Genomic DNA, 14904 nt, shown 5'->3' on the forward strand with positions numbered 1-14904 from the left:
CAGAGAGAGGAGATCGTCGATGCTGAAAACAGGTTGGATGTGGAATTCGGCAGCTGTCGTGCTTGGTTTGATTCTTTGTGGAGCGTTGCCGGCTGCCGCTCAAAAACTGGAAGACCAATTGGTGATTGCCACGACCGGTGGCCTGATGGGCAACACCCTCGCGAAATATTTCTACGATCCCTTCAACAAGGCCAAGAATGTCGAAATCGTCCCGGTCGCGATCGAGGTCCCCGACCAGTGGGCGCGCGCCAAGGCGATGCAGCGAACCGGCAAGGTGGAGTTCGACATCGTCACGGCGACGGGTCCCGACCTGGTCGGACGCACCGACATGCTCGAGAAGATCGACTGTGCGAAACTGCCCAGCGTCCAGAAGTTCGGCGTCTCCGACGCCTGTCAGCCCTACGGCGTTGCTCGCACGACCGGCGGCATGCTGATCACCTACAATACCGAAACGTTCAAGAACAAGGCGCCCAAGACATGGGCCGACTTCTGGGACGTCAAGCAGTTTCCCGGGCCGCGCGGGCTGCCAGACACCGGCGACAGCGATTGGTGGGTTCCGGTCGCCGCGCTCCTCGCCGACGGGGTCAAGCCGGACCAGCTTTTCCCGCTGGACATCAATCGCGCCTACAAGAAGCTGGACGAGATCCGTCCCAATGTCGCGGTGTGGTGGAAGACAGGCGACCAGGTGCAGCAGATCATGCGCGGCCGCGAGGTCGTCATGGCCATGAGCTATTCAGGCCGCGCGCTCGCCGTTGTGAAGGAGGGCGTACCGGTTGCGATGTCTTGGGACCAGGCCATTCGCGACACCGGTTACATGGCTGTTCTCAAGGGTGCGCCTGACCTCAATGCCGCCATGGCCTATCTCGACTTCTTCTATGCAAGCTCCGACGCGCACGTGCCGTTCATGCGCGCTGTCAACTATGCGACGGCCAGCAAGTCGGCCATCGAGCTGTTGAAGCCGGAGGAGCGCAATCTCTACGCGACCTCGCCGGAGAACTACGAAAAGCTGGTCAAGCCCGATTTCGCCTGGATCGGCGAACATCGTAACGAACTGCGGGAGCGGTGGATGGCCTGGCTGACGCGTTAAACCGCATTAGCTGCCATTTGCGCTTGTAAGTGAGGACCGACCATGGATCACACCAGTGACCCCGGCGCGCTGCGCTACGTGATCGATCCAGGAAGGCTCGATCTCGTCAAGGAGTTCCGCGCAAGTCCGCTCGGCGTGCATAGTCCGGAACTTCGCAAGCTGTTGGCGCGGATGCGATGGGGCAAGCCGGAAGGGCGGCTTGTTCTGATCGTGCTCGAGCCTGGCAAGGCTTGGCGGCTGTCGCGCATCCCCAAGCGTCGGGGCGATCCGATGCCTTTCGTCGATGATCGCGTCTTCACCTCACTTGTTGAAGCGGAGTGGCATGTCTTCAAGCTGCGCTGGCAAGAGATGACGGGAACGACGCTGCCTGCGGAGATTTCCGGTGATCTATAAGACCAACGAGTATCTCGGCTATCCGGATCGCATCAGTGTCCCGGCAGGCGAGGCCGTCAGATTCCAGCTCAGCAGCAAGCGCCCGAGCGTGAAGGTCGAGGTGCTCAGGCTGCGCTGCGGCGATGTCGACACCAACGGCCCGGGCTTCAAATATGAGGTAGTGACGAGCCCCATTGACGGTGAGCATGCCTGCCTCGACCAACCGATCCGCCCGGGATCCAATGCCGTCATTGACCACGACGGTGCACTGGTCCCGACCGGCGCGCATTGGTGTTTCGGAGCCTATGTGTACCCGACGCGGATCGCGGACAATGCCAAGGCCTTGATGGGAAATTGGTGCGAGCGTTCGGCGCGCGGCTGTGCGCTCGAGCTCGACGAGGAGGGGCAACTGGTCCTGGTGCTGGGCCAGGTGAGCGGTACGCCGGCGCGTTTTGGCCTCGACGTCAAGCTACGGCAGCGCGTCTGGGCATTCGTATCGTGCGCGCTTGACCTTGCGCGGGGATCGGCCTCCTTGTCGCTGATTGTTCCGGCAGACGGCGTTCGGCCGTCTGCTGCCTATTCGAAATCGTTCGCGCTGCCGCAAGCGCCCGCGCTCGATTCCGGCCTGGCGTTCCTGATCGCGGCCCATCACGCGAATGGGGATCGCCAATATACCTCGCACTTTGACGGCAAGATCGAAGCTCCGCGCGTCTTTTCGTGTCCGTTGGACGCAGAGGCGCTGCGGGTATTCGACGGCCGGCAGCGGACGGGGGCAAGCGATGCCGGGCTTGTCGCCTTCTGGGATTTCTCGAACGGAATCTCGTCGCTGTCGATCAAGGACCTTTCGCCGAACGGCCTGCATGGCAGCCTCCGCCAGTTGCCCCGCAGGGGCGTCACCGGCTTTCACTGGTCTGGCTCCGTCCACGACTGGCGGCTGTCGCCGCAGGAATATGCGGCGATTCATTTCCACAGCGACGACATCTACGATTGCGAGTGGCAGACAACTTGCACGCTCGATGTGCCGGCCCACTGGCGATCCGGAGTCTATGCGCTCCGGCTGACGTCAGGTGGCGACAATCCCGACCGGGACTGCGAAAGCTACGTCACCTTCTTCGTGACGCCGGGCAAGGCGTCCAGACGCGCGGATCTCGTCGTGGTCGCTTCGGTCGCGACATATCTGGCTTATGCCAACAGCGCGCTGCGTCTCTATCAGGTTCACTTCGAAACGCTGATGGAGCACGTTCTGTGGCTGCCGCAAGATGACGTCTTCATGCAGGAGAACCCGGAGATCGGCCAGTCGACCTACGATTGCCATGTCGACGGCTCGGGGCGGGCGTACAGCTCCTGGCTGCGGCCCATCCTCAACATGCGTCCGCGCGGCTACTGGTTCAATTTGATCAACGACACCCACATCCTCGACTGGCTCGAGGAGAAGGGGATCGCCTACGATCTGATCACGGATGTCGAGCTTGACCGGGAAGGAGCGCGGGCGCTCGCCCCTTACCGGGTCATGATGACGCCGACCCATCCCGAATATTACAGCTTCAACATGATGAACGCGATCATGGCGTATCAGAACGCCGGCGGGCGGCATATCTCGATGGGAGGCAACGCATTCTACTGGCGCTGCGGCTTTCACCCGGCCGCGCCAGCCGCGCTGGAGGTTCGCCGCGGCATGGCCGGAACGCGCACCTGGGAATCGGAGCCGGGCGAAGTGCATCTTGCCGGCACCGGCGAGCCGGGCTCGCTGTGGCGGCATTCGGGCTTTGCGCCGCAAAAGCTGGTCGGCGTCGGGTTCTCGGCCATGATCAACGATACCTGCGGCTACTATCTGCGCACCGCCGAAAGCGACGATGCGCGCGTCGCGTTCATCTTCGAGGGCACGGGCCGTCACGAGAAGTTCGGTGATTTTGGATTTCGCTACAATGGTGCCGTCGGCAGCGAGATCGACCGGTACGATCTCGAGCTCGGTACGCCGCCGCATGCGCTGCGGATCGCGACGTCGGAAGGATTGGGCGCGGGCGCGCTGCCCACGCCGGAGGAGTTTCGCACCGTGGTCGACGGACTCGACGGCACGCAGAATGCGCTGGTGCGCGCCGACATGGTGTTCTTCGAGACCGCCCATGGCGGCGCCGTCTTTGCGACGGGATCGATCACCTACGGCATGTCGTTGGGTCACAACAATTACGACAACAACATCAGCACCATCACGTTGAACGTCGTGAATCGCTTTCTCGATCCAAGGCCGTTCGTCATGCCTGCCAAAGCCTAGACTGCGGCCTCGATTTCGGCCCAACATGCAAAATTGCCATCTCGTCGCCAGAGATGACTTCTCGAACCAGGGAGGCTGTCATGTCGGACAAGCCTGAGTTTCACCCGCCGGAATTGGGATCCTTCAACGTCGCTCCCCGGAAGGCGCGCCCGATGCATGCGGACGAGCACTGGGCCAGCCAGCCCTGGTATGAGGCTCCGCGCGGCGATCCCGCCGTCGCGGAAGTCTACACCTACACCGATGCGATGTCTTACGACCCGGGAGACGAAGTCGTCTTTCGCTCCTCCGCGACCGCAAAGGCCTGGCGGTTGCAGATCTATCGCGACGGTCTCGAGCCCGAGATGGTGCATGAGGTCGATGCGCTTGACGGCGTGTTCGCGGCTACGCCGTCCGATGCCTATCGCAACGGCTGCAACTGGCCCGTCGCTCATCGCTGGACGTTGCCGCCCGATCTGCGCTCGGGCTTCTATCGCGTGGTCTCGTCGTGCGAGCGAGCGAACGGGGCCCGCTTCGTCCAGCATCATTTCTTCGTCGTGCGCCCGACCGAGACAACGCGGCGCGCGAAGATACTGATGATCCTGCCGACGGGCACCTGGACCGCCTACAATGATTTCGGCGGTGCCAATCATTATTTCGGCGTCGAAGGTCCTGACAGGGACGAGCCGTCGCCGGTGTTGTCACTGCAGCGGCCATGGACGCGCGGCATGGTCTGGCTGCCGCCCGGCGCACCGCGCATCTGCGCCAATCCCGCGCCCGAGATGGGCGACGCGCCACGCTACCAGATGAAGGAGTGGGCGTTCTCCAACGGCTTTGGCCAATATTACGCGGCAGCGGGCTGGGCCCAGTTCGATCGGCATTTCGTGCTCTGGGCGCAGAAGGAAGGCTACGCCCTCGACATGATCACCCAGACCGACCTCCAGTACCGGCCCGAGCTGCTCGACGCCTACCCTTGCGTCACCATCATCGGCCATGACGAGTACTGGACATGGGAGATGCGCGAGGCGATCGAGCGCTATGTGGAGGGCGGCGGGCGGCTCGCGCGCTTTGGCGCGAACTTCCTGTGGCAGATCCGGCTCGAGGACGATGGCAAGCGCCAAGTCTGCTACAAGTTCAAAGCGGTCCACAAGGACCCGATCGTCGGCACGGACCGCGCGCGTCTGATGACGTCTGCCTGGGAAGATCGCAACGTCCGTTGGCCCGGCGCCTCGACGGTCGGCGTGAACGGTGCGCACGGCCTCTACGCGTCCTGGGGCGGATTCGCGCCGAACGGCCAACGAGGCTTTACCGTCTATCGCCCCGAGCATTGGGCATTTGCCGGCACGGGACTGCACTATGCCGACATCTTCGGCGACAAGCAGCACATCTTTGCCTACGAGGTCGACGGGCTGGATTACACGTTCCGCAACGGGCTTCCGTTTCCAGTCCCGGCCGAGGGGCAACCCGAGACCATTCAGATTCTGGCGATGGCGCCGGCCGTCCTGGCCGAAGACGAGCCGCAGGGTGAGGGCTTCCGCTATTACATCCGCAATAGCGACCACGAAGGTCTGGTGGAGTGCATCAACGGTGAGGTCACGCCCGAGGGTCTGGCCCGCTACAAATATGGCTCTGGCATGATGGTGCACATGACCCGCGGCAAGGGCGAGGTGCTGACAGCCGCGACCTGCGAATGGGTGATGGGGCTGAAGCGCGGCGATCCGTACACGCAGCGGATCACCCGCAACATCCTCGATCGGTTCACTGCGCCCCGTTCCGCGTGAGCAACTTTCAGCGACGCCTGGATTTCGCGCGTGCTGCCTTGGCAGGTGGTGCAGCGCGTGTCTTCGTCGCTTCGATCTCGACGTCTTCGTCGATGGCGGTCTCTGGAGTCATGAAGCGCGTGCCGCCATGCTTTTCCAGCAACCGGACGAGATTCTGGCCGCCCTCCATCATGTCCGCCTGGATCGACTCGCGAACCTTGTCCGGCCGGCGCTGCCGCAGATTCTTGAGAACGGACAGGTGCTGATGTTCGTTTGGATAGGTTGGGGGGGCGTGCGGATAATGGAAATTCAACAAGGGTCCGTTCCGCATCCAGATATCGTCGAGGATGGCGAGTACTTCGGGAAGCCCCGATCCATCATAGAGACCGCGGTGGAATTGCCAGTTGGCGCGAACCGCGTCGGACCATCTGTGCTCTTTCTCCGCGCTGATCAGCTCGCGGTGAGTGGCCTCCATCCTGTCGATATCGGCGTCCGAGATGCGCGTGGTTGCGTGCTCGGCGGCAAGTCCCTCGAGAAACAGCCTGACGGTCCTGAGCTCGATATATTGCTTGGCGGTCATGTGGGCGACCATGATCGAGCGTCCCGCTTGCATCTCGAGCGCGCGGCCGCGCACGAGCTGCATCAGGGCTTCGCGAATGGGCGTCTCCGACACGTTCATGGTCGCAGCAAGGTCGCGAATCTTGAAGCGATGGCCCGGCCAGAACCGGCCTTCCATCAGCGCCTGACGCAGATTGTTGTAGACCAGGCTTGTCAGGCTGTCGCGAGCCACCGGGCCCACAGCGCCCTCGCCATGTCTCTGTTCAACGTCAACCATTCTCGGTCCCCGCAAGGTCTGGGCTGTCTCGGCAATCCGCGCCGATACGGGGTCGGATCCGGACCCTAGCCTTTGGATAACGAGGTCTACGGGTCCGGGCCGGCAAAGCAACAATTCCCTTGTATCCGACAACATAATATATGATATATCAGAACTGGAGAAGAGAGAGCATGCCGGAGATGATCAGGACAAGGGATGCTGCCCTGCGGGCGCGGGCCGAGAAGGTCGTGCCAGGCGGGATGTGGGGACATCTCCACGCGGCCAAGTTGCCGGAGACGTATCCGCAGTTCTTCAGCCGCGGCGAGGGCGGCGTGCTCTGGGATGTCGATGGTCATCGCTACGTCGACTTCATGTGCAGCTGGGGTCCCAACCTGCTTGGCCATCACCATCCCGAGGTGGAGGAAGCCGCCGAGCGTCAGCGGCGCGACGGCGACTGCCTCAATGGTCCGGCCGAAGTCATGGTCGAGTTGGCCGAGCTTGTCGTCGATATGGTGGGACATGCCGATTGGACGCAGTTTCAGAAGAACGGCACCGATGCGACGACGACGTGCGTCACGATCGCAAGGGCTGCAACGGGTCGACGAAAGATCCTCGTCGCCAAGGGCGCCTATCATGGTGCCGTGCCGTGGTGCTCGCCGTCGCTTCTCGGCGTGACCGCGGAGGATCGCGCCCATCTCGGATATTTCACGTTCAACGACGTCGAGAGCCTCGAGGCGGCGGCCAGGGCGGCGGGCGATGATCTTGCCGGAATCCTGATTTCGGCGTTCCGCCACGATCTCGGGTACGACCAGGAACTTCCAACCGCAGAGTTCGCGCGTGCGGCGCGTCGCATCTGCGACAGCAAGGGGGCCGCGCTGCTCATCGACGAAGTTCGCGCCGGCTTCCGCCTGAATACCGCGGGTAGCTGGGAAGGCCTTGGTGTTCGGCCCGACTTGTCGGCCTGGAGCAAGGCGATCGCCAACGGTCATGCTCTGGCGGCTGTGACCGGAGCCGATTGGCTGCGCCGTGCCGCGTCCCAGGTCTTCGTCACGGGCTCATTCTGGGCCGGCGCCGTCGCCATGGCTGCTGCCGTCGCGACATTGAAGATCGTGCGCAGGGACGATGTTCCGACCCGCCTCGCGCAGCTTGGGCAAGCGCTGCGCGATGGCCTCGACACGCGTTCCCGTCAGTTCGGTCTTTCGATCCGTCAATCGGGACCGGTGCAAATGCCGACGCTTTTGTTTGAAGCGGACCCGGACTACCGGAAAGGTTCGGCCTTCTGCAGCGCGATGCTCGCAAGGGGTGTCTACTTCCACCCCAAGCACAACATGTTCCTCTGCGCCGCCCATACCGAGGCCGACATCTCCGCCGCGCTCGAGGCCGCAGAGCACGGCTTTGCAACGGTGGCGGCGCTATGATGTCACGTGGTCAGGCCCGCTGAGCTCGGACGCGCGTTGCACGAATGCTCGCTATCGCTGACGATCATCCGTATCGGCTAGATGCCGATGGCGGCCGCGGCATGGTCGAAGTGCCAGATGCCGAGATCCTGATCGACGCGACGGTCTACGCTCAGGGCCAGCGGCGGCGCATCATTCGTAAGGCAGCGCAGCGACCGGTACCTCTGAGGGTCGCGCTCCTTTGATACAACGTTCATAATCCGGTCGTCATTTGAAAGGCCTCGGGCGGTCTCTAAGGACAAGTCCCCGGCGCCGGCGTGCGCTTGAGCGCGCGGCCGCTGGCCGCCGTCGTCAGTTGGCCGTCCTGGATCGCCGGCGCGCCGTTGACCAACAGCGTCAGCACACCGACGGTTAGCTCGCGCGGGCGCATATAATCCGCCTTCGGCGCGTAGCGGGCCGGGTCGAACACCACGACATCGGCGAAATAGTCCGGCCGCAGATAGCCGCGGCGGTCGAGCTTGAAGATGTCGGCCGACAGCCCGGTGGACTGACGGATGAACGTCTTCAAATCGATGACCTGGCGCTCCCTGACGTAGACGGCGTATTTGCGCGGAAAGGTGGCGAATTGCCGGGGATGGCCGTCGGTGCCGTCGGAGCCGGTGACGACCCACGGCTGCTTCATCACGAGGTCGACATCGCTGTCGATCATGTTGAAGGAAGCGATCGAGTCGCGCGGGTTGGCGCGCAGGATGCGCACCGCGGCGTCGACCGGCTCGACCTTCCACGCCTCGGCCATTTCCGACAGCCGCTTTCCCGTCCATTCCCGATCGACGCTGGTCAGCAGGATCGAGTCCGCGCCGCCGCGGCGGCGCAAATTCTCCATCATCTCGCCGCGGATTTTCGCCATCTGTGCCGCATCGTCGAAACGTTTGATCATCGCCGCATAGCCGCCATCGACCGCCCAGCGCGGCACCAGCGCCGCATCGAGGCTCGTGCTCGACGCCAGCCACGGATATTGATCCGCCGTCACCTTCTGGCCCGCCGCGCGCGCCGCCTCGATCAGGCCGATCACTTCCGGCACCTGGCCCTGCAGGTCGACGCCGAGCGCCTTCAGATGCGCAAAATGCACCGGCATCTCCGCCTCACGGCCAATCTGGAGCACCTCCTTCGCGGAGTTCATCAGACCAATGGAATACGAGCTCTCGTCGCGCTGGTGGGTGTCGTAGATGCCGCCGCGGCGCGCGGCTTCCTTCGCCACCGCCACCACTTCCTCGGTCCTGGCAAAACTCTGCGGCGCGTAGAACAGCCCGGCGGAAAGGCCGATGGCGCCTTCGCACATCGCTTTGGCAACCAGCGCCTTCATGCGTTCCAGTTCATCAGGCGAAGGCGCGCGGGCATCATGGCCCAGCACCGCCTCGCGGACCGCACCGAAGCCGACATAGCTGACGATGTTGGTGCCGACCTTTTGCGCCTCGAGCTCGGCCTGATCGGCCGCGACGTTGGGCGTACCCCTGCCGTCGACGCCGATGAAGATGGTCGAAACGCCCTGCGTCAGCCATGGCGCATTTAGCCGCTTGGCCGCATCGCCCGAGCGGATATAGCTTTCGGGATGGGTGTGGACGTCGATGAACCCGGGCGCGACGATCATGCCCTGTGCGTCGATGCTGGCCTTTGCCGCCGGCGCGCCGGCATGCGGGCCGACATAGACGATCTTGTCGCCGCTCACCGCGACGTCGCCGACGAACGGCGCCTCGTCGGCGCCGGTGTAGATCGTCCCTCCGCTGATGAGGAGATCGGCCGTGTCGGCGGCGAACGCAGCGGCAGTCGTGACGAGACCAAAGCAAATGGCGGCAAGAAGGGCAGGCAGGCATTTCATCTGAAAAGTCTCCGTCATGCGCGCAGCAGGCTAGTTCGCGTTCTCCCGGCCAGCCAATGCAAAATTTGCATTGGAGGAGCGTCTGCCAGGCACTCAAGAAGTTCTTCCTCGCCAACAGCCGACCCTTGCGCTCATGGCGGACCTGTTCTGGGATCTCGGCGAGAAAAGGAAAAACGTATCTGACAGAACCTTCACGCCGCGCGCCGCACCGCAAACGCTCCGGCTTCGATCGCCGCCGGCTTGCCGTCGATCAGGTCAGCGGTGAGGCGGGCGCTGCCGCAGGCCAGCGTCCAGCCGAGCATGCCGTGGCCCGAATTGATGAACAGCCCGGAGAGCGGCGACCACCCGATGATCGGCCGGCTATCGGGCGTCATGGGGCGGAGCCCGCACCATGGCTCGACGTCGCCGCCAGTCGCCATCCCCAGCATTTCCGCCGCCGCGCGGCGCAGGATGTCGAGACGGCCCGGATCGAGGCTTGCATCTTTGCCGTCGAGATCGGCGATCCCGGCAACCCGGATCGCCGTGCCTTGGTCGCGCGCGAGCGGCGCGAACACCAGCTTGCGTTCGAAGTCGGTGACGCTGTGGCGAAGCGCGCTGGCGTCGCGCGCGGGCTGCAGCGTGATGCTGTAGCCCTTGACCGGGTAGATCGGCAGGTAGAATCCGCAAGCTCTTGCAAAGGCGCTCGAGGATGCTCCCATGCAGAGAACGAAGCGGTCGGCTTGCACGCGCCCCTTGGCGGTGTCCACGCCAACGAGACGGCCGCCGGACCGGACCGGTCCGGTCACAGGCGTGTCGAGCAGCCACTCGACATTGTTTCGCTGCGTCAGCCGGTCGGCAAGCGCGGCGCAGAACGCGGCGCAATCGCCGACCTGTTCGGAGGCGGTGAAAATGCCGCCGGCGAGTTCGCGTGCTCCGAGCTTGAGCGCGGGCTCCAGTGCGAGGCACTCGGCTGGCGTGAGCACCTGCTGCGCATGATCAGCGCCGGCCTCGCCGGTGACGGCGCTTCGCGCGGCGTCGAATTCGCTGGGCGATCGGAACAGCACCAGCTTGCCGGCGGTTCGCAATCCAAACGCGAGATCGAGCGTCTGCGACAGGCGTGTCAATTCGTCCCGGCTGATGGCGGCAAGCGCGAGCTGCGTGGCAACGGTGTCGCGCACGGCGGCCGAGCGGCAGGCGAGCAGGAAGCGCACGCCCCAGGATATCAGCTGCGGATCGAGGCCGGGGCGAATACGCATCGGCGAGCCTCTGGCGATCAGCAGCGAGGGCAGCTTCAACAGTGTCGCAGGCGATGCCAGCGGGGTCACGAAGGCATAGGACAGTTGGCCGCCGTTGGCGGCGCTGGCGTCGGCGCCGGTCTGGGCATGGCGGTCGACAATGATCACGTCATGTCCGGCCTCGCTGAGGCACCATGCCGTCGTCAGTCCGATGACGCCGGCGCCGAGGACACAGATTTTCATGGCAGGACTCATTCTGGGCTGTCGCCCGATGCGGCAAGAGAGCTGACCGGGACGAGGAGTGGCGTTGCGGCCGCCAATCTAGGGCGGCCTGATCGCCGCCGGCGATGCCATGTCTGCATCATGCAAAACTTGCATGATTGGCCCCGCCGTAGCACGCTGGGAGCAGTCGGGCGTTATCGGGCGAATGCGGATCGGCGCATGAAAGGCCGGGATTTGAAGCGAATTGGGCGGGGATCGGCGTCGGAAGACCCTGATGCAAGGCTTGCATTGGTCAGGCCATATGCCGCTTCGCTAGGTTGCGCGCCATGGGGCAACCAATACCGTGGCAGCAAGCAATGCCGGTCGACGCGCGCCGTCCCGCGCCGTCGGGAGCAGGGTATCGCGGGGGATCTGCCGCAGCGTCCCGCATCAAGACAGGTCGCGTGATGGAACTGCGCTGGCTGCAGGATTTTCTGATGGTGGCCGAGACCGGCAACTTCACCCGTGCGGCCGAGCGGCGGAACACGTCGCAGGCGGCGTTCAGCCGCCGCATCAAGTCGCTGGAGGCCTGGCTCGGCTTCGATCTGATCGATCGCAGCGTCTATCCGACGCAATTGACGCCGCAAGGCGAGCGCTTTCGCGAGCATGCCGGCGAATTGCTGCGGCAAATGCTCGATAGCCGCGACGAGCTTGGCGGCAAGCCGCTGCGCTCGCATGAGCACATCAGGATCGCACTGCCGTTCGCCATGGCGACGGCGCAGCTGCCGCAGTGGTGGCAGGCCTGGTCCGCCGAGCGGCGCATGAGCTGTTCGGTCGTGGTCGGCAACATCCACGATCTCGTCACCTCGTTGGTGTCGGGCAACGCGGACCTGATGATCTGCTATCACCACGCCCAGCAGCCGATCCATCTCGATCCGGACCGCTACGAGCGCGTGAGCCTCGGCACCGAATATTTGCGGCCCTATGTCAGCGAGGCGCTGGCCGGCAAGGGAGGCATATCGCTGCCGGGCAAGGCGTCGCATCCGGTGCCGCTGCTGATGTATTCGCCCGGTGTCTATTTCGCGCGCCTGGTCGATCTCATCCTGGAGAATGCCCCGATCGCCGGCCAGCGGGTGATCGAAAGCGACATGTCCGATGTGCTGTGCGAGATGGCGCTGGCCGGCCGCGGCGTCGCCTGGCTTACGGAAGGCACCGCCGCGGCGCATGGCCGCAAGGGACTGGCGGCCATCGGGGGCAACAAATGGGCGTTGCCGCTATCATTAGTCGCTTTCAAGGACCGGACGAATAGCCAGCGCTCGCTAAATCTCTTTTGGTCCGAATTGTGCAGGAATAATGCGGCCCATGCCGCAGGCGGGCGAGCGGAGCAGGTTGCGAAAGGACGGATCAAATCGCCTGTCAGGCCTTCGAGATCGAGTCGCTGAAGTATCGTTAGTCAATAACCAAAAGAAGAACGTCAAGGAGACCGGCGCAATCACGCTCGGCTTCCGCGACTCCTCGATCCCCTTCTCCTATCTCGACGACAACCAGAAGCCGATCGGCTACGCCATGGGTAGCGCGTCCTCATGCAGGACGGCGGCCGTCAGCTGATGCTGTTCAATGCGCGGCCAATGGCAGCAAAGATATCGGCGATCTGTTCCTCGGTGATGATCAGAGGCGGCGAGATCAGCAGCGTATCGCCGCTGCCGCGGATCAGGATGCCGTCCTCATAGCAGCGATTGGCGCATTCGCTGCCGCGCGCGCCCGGCGCACCCTCGCGCGGTTTCAGGTCGATTGCGGCGAGCAGCCCAATGTTGCGGATATCGACCACATGGGGAAGGTTGCGCAAGCCGTGCGCATGGTTCTCCCACACCGGCGCGAGGCGGCGCGCCCGCTCGAACAGGCCGAGATCCTGATACACGTCGAGCGCGGCAAGACCGGCCGCGCAGGCCAGCGGATGGGCCGAATAGGTGTAGCCGTGGAACAGCTCGATCGCGTTGTCCGGCCCCTGCATCAGCGCGTCATAGACCTTGCCGCTGACGACGACGCCCCCCATCGGCACGGCGGCATTGGTCATGCCCTTGGCGCAGGTGATGAGGTCGGGCGTCACGCCGAAGGCGTTGGCGCCAAACGCTGCGCCCAGGCGGCCGAAGCCCGTGATCACCTCGTCGAAGATCAGGAGAATGCCGTGCTGATCGCAGATCTGGCGCAGCCGCTCGAGATAGCCGACCGGTGGCGGCAGCACGCCGCCGGAGCCGGTCACGGGCTCGACGATGACGGCGGCGACGGTCGAGGGATCGTGCACCTGCAGCAGCTTTGACAGCTCGTCAGCGAGATGCGCGCCCCATTGCGGCTGCCCGCGCGAGAACGCCGCGTGCTCGGGATTATGCGTGTGCGGGAGGTGATCGACCTCGGGCAGCAGCGGGCCGAAATCCCTGCGGTGGCGGACGATGCCGCTGACCGACAGGCCGCCCCAACCCATGCCGTGATAGGCTTTTGCGCGCGAGATGAAGCGGATGCGGCTGGCTTCACCGCGGGCGCGGTGATAGCCGCGCGCGATCTTCAGCGCGGTGTCGACCGATTCCGAGCCGGAATTGGTGAAGAAGACGTGGTCGAGTCCGGCGGGCGCGATCTCGGCGATGCGGCGTGCGAGCTCGAAGGCGGCCGGATGGCTCATCTGGAACGAGGAGACGAAGTCGAGCTTCGCGGCTTGCGCCTGGATCGCTTCGACGATGCGCCTTTGCGCATGTCCTGCGTTCACGCACCACAGCCCCGCCATGCCGTCGAGAATGCGCCTGTTGTCGTCGGTGATGTAGTGCATGCCCTCGGCGCCGACGAAGATGCGCGGCTTCGACTTGAACTGGCGGTTCGGCGTCATCGGCAGCCAGAACGGCTCCATGGCCTCGCAGGTGAGGGGGCTGTTGGAGGAGAAGGCATTCATGTTCATGGCAACTCTTGCAAAGGTCAGGAGGCTTTGGATGGCGTGTTGGAATTGGCCGGGCTGCGCTTGAGCTTTGCTGCGCCTTCGAGATGCCGGCGCAGGAGCGCAGCTGCGGCCTCGTTCTGGCCGGCTTCGAGCTGGTCGAGGATGGCGAGATGCTCGCGGCAGTTCACGATCACGCGCTCGTGGCCGAAGGTCCAGTCGTAGTTGCCGAAGCGGCGTAGCCGGTTCTGCTGTTGAACCGCGACCAGCAGATAGCGGTTGCCCGATGCGGCGGCGAGGCCTTCGTGGAAGGCCGCGTTCATCTCGTAGAGCGCGATGCTGGCGGTGTCGCTCCATGGCATCGCCAGCATCTCCTGATGACGGCGGCGCATCTCGGCGGCCCAGGCCGGATCGAGCTTGAAGCCCGGCTCGAGCAGGCCGGCCGGCTCGATCAGGAGGCGATAGCGATAGCTCTCGTCGCGCGCCTGCGTATCGGCGAGCGTCGGCTGGAAGCGCCAGCCATGGCCCGGCTTGCGCTGGACTGCGGCCACCTCCGCAAGCTTGCTGAGTACGCGCTGCACGATCGGCCGTGTCGCGTCATAGCGCTGCATGAGGTCGCGCTCGGAAACGTCCTCCGGCAGCCGGCCGGCGCAGCGATCGCGCGCGATGGCGAGGAACAGCCGGTCGGTATCGTCGGGGCTGGGCTTTGGCGGGGTCTTGTGCGCGGCGGGGGCGGCCTCGGCGACGAAATAGCCGCGGCTGGCGCCTGCATGCACGAGCTTGCGCCGCGCGAGCAGCTTCAGCGCGGCGCGCACAGGCGTGCGCGAGACCTGCAGGCGCTCGGCAAGCGCGACTTCGGCTAGGCGCGTGCCGGGCGCGAGCCCTTCGCTCCGGATCAGGTCCATGATCCCGGCCGATAGTTCGCGCTGGAGCCGGCTCGGCGCCGCCTTTTCCACGGCGGATTTCGCGGTCAAAGATTTTTGTTTCATGTCATCACAAAATACATTAGCCTTCA

At 64.4% G+C, this 14904-nt stretch carries 11 protein-coding genes and 2 pseudogenes; 7 read left to right on the forward strand and 6 right to left on the reverse strand.

The genetic code is table 11. The annotated features are described in order from the left end of the window. Positions 1–37 precede the first annotated feature (37 nt). From ACNJYD_RS11265 to ACNJYD_RS11280, 4 genes are all read left to right on the forward strand, one after another. Positions 38–1087: an extracellular solute-binding protein gene (locus ACNJYD_RS11265; protein ID WP_439367464.1), complete on the forward strand. Its 1050-nt coding sequence runs from the start codon at positions 38–40 to the stop codon at positions 1085–1087. Positions 1088–1129: 42 nt separating this feature from the next. After that, entirely contained in the window at positions 1130–1480 is a 351-nt protein-coding gene (locus ACNJYD_RS11270; protein WP_172785639.1) for a hypothetical protein, read from the forward strand. Further along, positions 1470–3731 carry a N,N-dimethylformamidase beta subunit family domain-containing protein gene (locus tag ACNJYD_RS11275; protein ID WP_439366412.1) on the forward strand — a complete coding sequence of 754 codons (2262 nt, stop codon included), beginning with the start codon at positions 1470–1472 and terminating at the stop codon, positions 3729–3731. Before ACNJYD_RS11270 ends, ACNJYD_RS11275 begins: the two co-directional genes overlap by 11 nt. 80 nt (positions 3732–3811) lie before the next feature. Then, positions 3812–5488, forward strand: a complete 1677-nt coding sequence (locus ACNJYD_RS11280) for a N,N-dimethylformamidase beta subunit family domain-containing protein (protein ID WP_439366413.1) — start codon at positions 3812–3814, stop codon at positions 5486–5488. A 109-nt stretch (positions 5489–5597) separates the two neighbouring features. Here ACNJYD_RS11280 and ACNJYD_RS11285 read toward each other — a convergent pair. Next, a pseudogene (locus ACNJYD_RS11285) lies at positions 5598–6302 on the reverse strand (GntR family transcriptional regulator); the annotation flags it as partial. Positions 6303–6472: 170 nt separating this feature from the next. Here ACNJYD_RS11285 and ACNJYD_RS11290 point away from each other — a divergent pair. Continuing rightward, positions 6473–7699 carry an aminotransferase class III-fold pyridoxal phosphate-dependent enzyme gene (locus tag ACNJYD_RS11290; RefSeq protein WP_439366414.1) on the forward strand — a complete coding sequence of 409 codons (1227 nt, stop codon included), beginning with the start codon at positions 6473–6475 and terminating at the stop codon, positions 7697–7699. A gap of 77 nt (positions 7700–7776) precedes the next feature. On the opposite strand, the gene ACNJYD_RS11295 is transcribed toward ACNJYD_RS11290, so the two are convergent. The 3 genes from ACNJYD_RS11295 to ACNJYD_RS11305 form a co-directional block, all read right to left on the reverse strand. Beyond that, complete coding sequence (locus tag ACNJYD_RS11295; protein WP_439366415.1) at positions 7777–7935, reverse strand: hypothetical protein; 159 nt, start codon at positions 7933–7935, stop codon at positions 7777–7779. A gap of 35 nt (positions 7936–7970) precedes the next feature. Continuing rightward, positions 7971–9554, reverse strand: a complete 1584-nt coding sequence (locus ACNJYD_RS11300) for an N-acyl-D-amino-acid deacylase family protein (RefSeq protein ID WP_439366416.1) — start codon at positions 9552–9554, stop codon at positions 7971–7973. A gap of 191 nt (positions 9555–9745) precedes the next feature. Continuing rightward, entirely contained in the window at positions 9746–11011 is a 1266-nt protein-coding gene (locus tag ACNJYD_RS11305) for a D-amino acid dehydrogenase (RefSeq protein ID WP_439366417.1), read from the reverse strand. A 425-nt stretch (positions 11012–11436) separates the two neighbouring features. Here ACNJYD_RS11305 and ACNJYD_RS11310 point away from each other — a divergent pair, with 425 nt between their 5' ends. Beyond that, a complete protein-coding gene (locus ACNJYD_RS11310; protein ID WP_439367465.1) occupies positions 11437–12411 on the forward strand; it encodes a LysR family transcriptional regulator in 975 nt (324 codons plus the stop codon). 25 nt (positions 12412–12436) lie between these two features. Beyond that, positions 12437–12538: pseudogene (locus tag ACNJYD_RS11315) on the forward strand (amino acid ABC transporter substrate-binding protein); the annotation flags it as partial. 31 nt (positions 12539–12569) lie between these two features. Here the strand turns inward: ACNJYD_RS11315 and ACNJYD_RS11320 are convergent. Beyond that, the gene (locus tag ACNJYD_RS11320) at positions 12570–13913 is read right to left on the reverse strand and encodes an aspartate aminotransferase family protein (RefSeq protein ID WP_439366418.1); all 1344 of its coding nucleotides are present in this window, start codon (positions 13911–13913) and stop codon (positions 12570–12572) included. 17 nt (positions 13914–13930) lie between these two features. Next, positions 13931–14878 carry a GntR family transcriptional regulator gene (locus tag ACNJYD_RS11325; protein ID WP_439366419.1) on the reverse strand — a complete coding sequence of 316 codons (948 nt, stop codon included), beginning with the start codon at positions 14876–14878 and terminating at the stop codon, positions 13931–13933. Positions 14879–14904 lie beyond the last annotated feature (26 nt).

The sequence above is a fragment of the Bradyrhizobium sp. SPXBL-02 genome (genome assembly GCF_051853065.1).
Lineage (GTDB): Bacteria > Pseudomonadota > Alphaproteobacteria > Rhizobiales > Xanthobacteraceae > Bradyrhizobium.

Excerpts from the sequence above, each read along its gene's own strand:
- ACNJYD_RS11305 (WP_439366417.1), bottom strand. The coding sequence starts at position 11,011 with ATGAAAATCTGTGTCCTCGGCGCCGGCGTCATCGGACTGACGACGGCA.
- ACNJYD_RS11300 (WP_439366416.1), bottom strand. The coding sequence starts at position 9,554 with ATGAAATGCCTGCCTGCCCTTCTTGCCGCCATTTGCTTTGGTCTCGTC.
- ACNJYD_RS11265 (WP_439367464.1), top strand. The coding sequence starts at position 38 with ATGTGGAATTCGGCAGCTGTCGTGCTTGGTTTGATTCTTTGTGGAGCG.
- ACNJYD_RS11280 (WP_439366413.1), top strand. The coding sequence starts at position 3,812 with ATGTCGGACAAGCCTGAGTTTCACCCGCCGGAATTGGGATCCTTCAAC.
- ACNJYD_RS11270 (WP_172785639.1), top strand. The coding sequence starts at position 1,130 with ATGGATCACACCAGTGACCCCGGCGCGCTGCGCTACGTGATCGATCCA.
- ACNJYD_RS11290 (WP_439366414.1), top strand. The coding sequence starts at position 6,473 with ATGCCGGAGATGATCAGGACAAGGGATGCTGCCCTGCGGGCGCGGGCC.
- ACNJYD_RS11320 (WP_439366418.1), bottom strand. The coding sequence starts at position 13,913 with ATGAACATGAATGCCTTCTCCTCCAACAGCCCCCTCACCTGCGAGGCC.
- ACNJYD_RS11310 (WP_439367465.1), top strand. The coding sequence starts at position 11,437 with ATGGAACTGCGCTGGCTGCAGGATTTTCTGATGGTGGCCGAGACCGGC.
- ACNJYD_RS11325 (WP_439366419.1), bottom strand. The coding sequence starts at position 14,878 with ATGAAACAAAAATCTTTGACCGCGAAATCCGCCGTGGAAAAGGCGGCG.
- ACNJYD_RS11295 (WP_439366415.1), bottom strand. The coding sequence starts at position 7,935 with ATGAACGTTGTATCAAAGGAGCGCGACCCTCAGAGGTACCGGTCGCTG.